Here is a 1,003-nt window from a genome sequence, read left to right on the forward strand (position 1 = left end):
CAGGCGTTGACGGTGCAGCCGGCCCTGATTGCCGCGGAGGATCCCGCGGTGACTGCCGGCCAGCCGGTGGATAACCCTGAGCAGCTCAGTCAGGCCACCGATCTGGCCTACATCATCTACACCTCCGGCACAACCGGCCAGCCGAAAGGGGTGATGATCGAGCATAAGGGGGTGGTGAATCTGGCTCAGTTTATCGCCCGCACGCATTTACTGGATGAATCGGTCAACGCGCTGTTCTTTTCCAACTACGTGTTTGATGCCTCCGTGTTTGAATTGTTCCCCGCACTGATAGCCGGCTCGGCCCTGTATATCGTGCCGGCGGCGCTGACGACGGACAGCGAACGCCTGCTGACCTTTATCAGGGACAACCACATCACCAAGGCATTTATTCCCACCGCGTTGATGAACCATTTTGCCGCTGAGTTATCCGACTCCCCCCTGCGGGTTATCCATACCGGCGGTGAAGCGCTGAATGCGCTGGCTATCCGGCCGGATATCACGGTGTTTAACCAGTACGGCCCGACTGAAATCACCGTCTGCGCCAGTCAGAACCGGTTGCAGGACGGGGACCGGGCAATTGGGCAGGGGATTGATAATACCCGGCTGTATGTGCTGGATGCCGCCGGTCAGTTGTCTCCCCGCGGGGCGCCGGGGGAACTGTATATCGGCGGCGCCGGGCTGGCACGGGGGTACTGGAATCAGCCGGAACTGACCGCGGCCCGGTTTGTCGCCAACCCGTTTGCGACCGAAGAGGATAACGCGCGGGGCTATACCCGCCTGTATAAAACCGGCGATTGGGTGCGCTGGCGGCCGGACGGCAAGCTGGATTATCTGGGGCGCAATGATTTTCAGGTCAAAATCCGCGGTTACCGCATTGAACTCGGGGAAATTGAAACCGCCCTGGCAACCCATCCGCAGGTGAAACAGGCGGTGGTGATTGACCGGGTGCATGAAGGGCAGAAAGCGCTGGCCGCGTATCTGGTCACCGACGACACCTTACCAG

The 1,003-nt window shown here is 60.3% G+C and carries 1 protein-coding gene; it reads left to right on the forward strand.

Annotation, left to right across the window (positions count from 1 at the left end; all coding sequences use genetic code 11):
• Positions 1-1,003: amino acid adenylation domain-containing protein (locus Xhom_RS24995; RefSeq protein WP_145957527.1), on the forward strand; the 1,003-nt coding region annotated here is incomplete at both ends.

The sequence above is a fragment of the Xenorhabdus hominickii genome, assembly GCF_002632725.1.
Classification (GTDB): Bacteria; Pseudomonadota; Gammaproteobacteria; order Enterobacterales; family Enterobacteriaceae; genus Xenorhabdus; species Xenorhabdus hominickii.